The organism is Micromonospora sp. DH13 (genome assembly GCF_020873825.1).
Lineage (GTDB): Bacteria > Actinomycetota > Actinomycetes > Mycobacteriales > Micromonosporaceae > Micromonospora > Micromonospora haikouensis.
Map to the genome: position 1 here is coordinate 1 of NZ_JAHWGR010000077.1, position 3,593 is coordinate 3,593.

A 3,593-nucleotide genomic window follows, 5' to 3' on the forward strand; every position below is an offset into this window, starting at 1 on the left:
GGGCGAGGGCGGCGTCGATCGCCGCGTCGGTGTTCGGCACCGGACCACCCTAGCCCCGAGCGCGGGCCCGCCGGCCTGGGCTCCTCGCCCGGTCCCGGGCCGGGCCCGGATGGTCAGGGGACCGCACGGTCAGGGGATCGGCCACTCGTGGACGGGGCGGTTGCTGTGCATCAGCTCCACGTAGTGGCGGACGACCTCGCGCAGCGCCTCGGGCCGGTCCAGGTGGTCGGCGGACTCCAGCCGGTGCAGCGTCTCCACCTGCCACGTCGCGCCGTTGCGCCCGGTGAGGCAGCGCTGCTCGATGATCCCGAGCAGTCGGTCCCGCTCGGCCGGGTCGAGCCCCCAGCGGTCGAGGCCGTGGTGGGCCAGCGGCAGCAGCCGGCGCAGCACCAGCTCGGTGACCGGCAGGTAGCCGAGGCCGGGCCAGAACACCTGGGCGTCGATGCCGTGCCGGGCGCAGGCGTTGAAGTTCTCCTCGGCGGCGCTGAACGACATCTGCGACCACAGTGGCCGGTCCGACTCGGCGAGGGCCCGGACCAGCCCGAAGTAGAACGCGCCGTTGGCGACGGTGTCGAGCACGGTCGGGCCGGCGGGCAGGACCCGGTTCTCCACCCGCAGGTGGGGGCGGCCCTTGTACACGTCGTAGACCGGCCGGTTCCAGCGGTAGACGGTGCCGTTGTGCAGCCGCAGCTCGGCGAGCTTCGGCACGTCGCCCCGGGCCAGGGCCTCGGCCGGGTCCTCCGCGTCGCACACCGGCAGCAGCGCGGGGAAGTAGCGCACGTTCTCCTCGAACAGGTCGAACACGCTGGTGATCCAGCGTTCGCCGAACCACACCCGGGGGCGTACCCCCTGGGCCTTGATCTCCTCGGCCCGGGTGTCGGTGGCCTGCTGGAACAGCGGGATGCGGGTCTCGCGCCACAGTTCCCGGCCGAACAGCAGCGGTGAGTTCGCGCCGAGGGCGACCTGGATGCCGGCGACCGCCTGGGCGGCGTTCCAGTGGTCGGCGAACTGCGCGGGGCTGACCTGGAGGTGGAACTGGGTGCTGGTGCAGGCCGCCTCCGGGGTGATGGTGTCGGCGGTGGTCGCGAGCCGCTCCACCCCGCTGATGGAGATCCGCAGGTCCTCGCCGCGTGCGGCGAAGATCTGCTCGTTGAGCAGCTGGTAGCGCGGGTTGGCCGACAGCGTCTCGGCGGTCAGGTGCTCAGGGCGCAGCGTCGGCAGGATTCCGATCATGACCATGTGCGCGCCGACGCCCTGGGCCTTGGTCTCGGCGGCGTTGAGGCTGGCCCGCACGTGTTCCTCGAACGCGGCGGTGCCCGTGCCGGCCAGCCGACGCGGCGCGACGTTGATCTCCACGTTGAACTGCCCCAGCTCGGTCTGGAAGCTGGGGTCGGCGATCGCGGCGAGCACGTCGGCGTTGCGCATCGCCGGCATGGACTCCTCGTCGACCAGGTTCAGCTCGATCTCCAGCCCGGTCATCGGCCGCTCGACGTCGAACCGGGACTCCCGGAGCATCTCGGCGAAGACGTCCAGACACCGGTGCACCTTCTCCCGGTAGCGGGCCCGGTCCTCCCGACTGAAGGTGCGCGCCCCGACTTCCTCGCCCATGGTCACCGCCCTGTCACCGTTGGTTCCCCCAACCTCGCACGCCTCGGTGGCCCGGGGGAAGACCCGAAGGTCCCTCTACGTACCCACCTGTGGCCCGCGTGATCCCCGTCGCCTCCGCTCCCCGCGCCGACGAGGTGCCGGACGGGCTGGCTAGCATGGCCGGCAACCGGTGGGGGAGACGATGCGCGAGAAGATCACGAAGCTGTTCGTCGCGGCGGCGGTCGCCGAGGCGTGCACCTGGCTGGCCCTGCTGGTCGGCATGGCCGTCAAGTACGGGCCGCCGGGCAACGAGATCGGCGTGAAGATCTTCGGCCCGATCCACGGCGGCCTGTTCGTCGCGTACGGCGTGCTCGTGCTGGCCGTCGCCCGGCTGCACCGGTGGCGGACGTGGCCGACCCTCGTGGCGCTGGCCTGCTCCGTGCCGCCGTTCGCCACCCTGGTCTTCGAACGCTGGGCGGCCCGCCGGGGCATGCTGCGCACCGCGCCCGACCCCGACCGCCCCCTCACCCCGGTCGGCTGACCGCCCGGCGCGCCCCGTGCCCCGTGTCGGGTGCCGGGTGCCGGGTGCCGCAAAGCTCAGATCAGCAGGATCGCCGCGGCGACCACGAGGACCAGCAGCGCACCCAGGATGGCCTGGAGCAGCAGCGGCGGCCCGAGGTGGCTCCACAGGGTGGCGTGGCGGGGGCGCAGCAGTTGCCCGGTGGTGAGGTTGACGATCTGCTCGACCCGGGGCGGCAGGTCCGGATCCTGCGGCTTGAGCGTGATCTGCACCCAGTCGGCCGGATGCAGCGCGCTCTGCGCCAGGTGCCCGTGCAGCTCCACCTCGCACAGCTGGTCGTTGGAGTCGCGCAGCCGCAGCGGGGTGACCAGGAACTCCGGCCCCTTGCGCAGCTCTTTCCAGGTGCGCCGGGCGCCACCACCGCCGCTGGACAGCAGCGAACGGAACGCCAGCAGCAGCAGCCCCATCACGCTGGCGGCCGTCACCACGGCGACGAGCACGGGCTGGCCGATCTTCAGCTCACGCGGATAGCCGTCGAGCAACCGGACGACGCGGCCGGTGACGATCCGCTGCGTCGGGCGAGCGATCCGCCGGTAGTCGAGGTCGCCGTCCATTGTCCACCACCGAGAGTCGTTCACCACGGAGAGTCCGATTCGCTGCACCGATCGTATCCGGCGGCGCGGCCGAACGACATGAATGAACGCGAGTCATGTTCGTGGCGCGCTTGCGTACGGGGCCGCCGGGTGAGGTGACAAGGCGACCGGCGCGGGTATGCGGGGGGCCGAGCCGGAAAGGGGTCGAGCATGCAGCTGTCCTTCCTGCGCCCGCTCTACGACCGTCCCGGGCCGTGGTGCTCGGTCTACCTGGACGCCTCCCGGGACACCCACGACGCCCGACCCGCGCTGGACCTGCGCTGGCGGGCCCTCAAGGGGCGACTGCTGGAGCAGGGCGCCGACGCGCCGACCGTGGACGCCGTCGAACGGGTCGTCCGCGGCCACGACCCGATGGCGGGCGACTACGGCATCGCCGTGTTCGCCACCCGGGGCCGCGCGGTGCTCACCGAGTACCTGTCCGCCCCGCCGCTGCGGGACCTGGCGACCGTGTCGGAGCTGCCGCACACCATGCCGCTGCTCGCCCAGCGCGGTGAACAGGTCGCCTGGGTGCGGGTGCTGGCCGACCGCAGGGGCGCGGACGCCGTGGCCGTCAGCGCCGGCGGGGTGCCCCGCCGCGCTCACGTCACCGGCCGGGAGGACTTCCCGCTGCGCCGCGTCAGCCCGGGCGGCTGGTCGCAGTCGCGCTACCAGCGGGCCGCCATGGAGGCCTGGCACCACAACGCCGGCGACGCGGCGGCGGCCACCGTGGAGCTGGCCGAGAAGGTCGGCGCGGAGGTGGTGGTGGTCGCCGGCGACGTGCGGGCCACCGGCATGATCGCCGCCCAGCTGCCGGAGCGCTGGCAGGACGTGCTGGTGCGTACCGACGCCGGGTC

Annotated in this window: 4 protein-coding genes; 2 read left to right on the top strand and 2 right to left on the bottom strand. The window is 73.1% G+C overall.

Annotated features, from left to right (window positions below):
* Nucleotides 1-129: 129 nt before the first annotated feature.
* Nucleotides 130-1,608 (bottom strand): glutamate--cysteine ligase, encoded by a 1,479-nt coding sequence (locus LPA42_RS33225; RefSeq protein WP_077939912.1) that lies wholly within the window; start codon nt 1,606-1,608, stop codon nt 130-132.
* Nucleotides 1,609-1,789: 181 nt separating this feature from the next.
* Here LPA42_RS33225 and LPA42_RS33230 point away from each other — a divergent pair, with 181 nt between their 5' ends.
* Nucleotides 1,790-2,128, top strand: a complete 339-nt coding sequence (locus tag LPA42_RS33230; RefSeq protein ID WP_077939928.1) for a DUF3817 domain-containing protein — start codon at nt 1,790-1,792, stop codon at nt 2,126-2,128.
* A 56-nt stretch (nt 2,129-2,184) separates the two neighbouring features.
* Here LPA42_RS33230 and LPA42_RS33235 read toward each other — a convergent pair whose 3' ends face one another.
* Nucleotides 2,185-2,721 (bottom strand): hypothetical protein, encoded by a 537-nt coding sequence (locus LPA42_RS33235; RefSeq protein ID WP_043968703.1) that lies wholly within the window; start codon nt 2,719-2,721, stop codon nt 2,185-2,187.
* Nucleotides 2,722-2,910: 189 nt separating this feature from the next.
* Here LPA42_RS33235 and LPA42_RS33240 point away from each other — a divergent pair.
* Nucleotides 2,911-3,593 (top strand): Vms1/Ankzf1 family peptidyl-tRNA hydrolase (locus LPA42_RS33240; protein ID WP_255705525.1); only part of this gene is annotated, 683 nt, incomplete at its 3' end.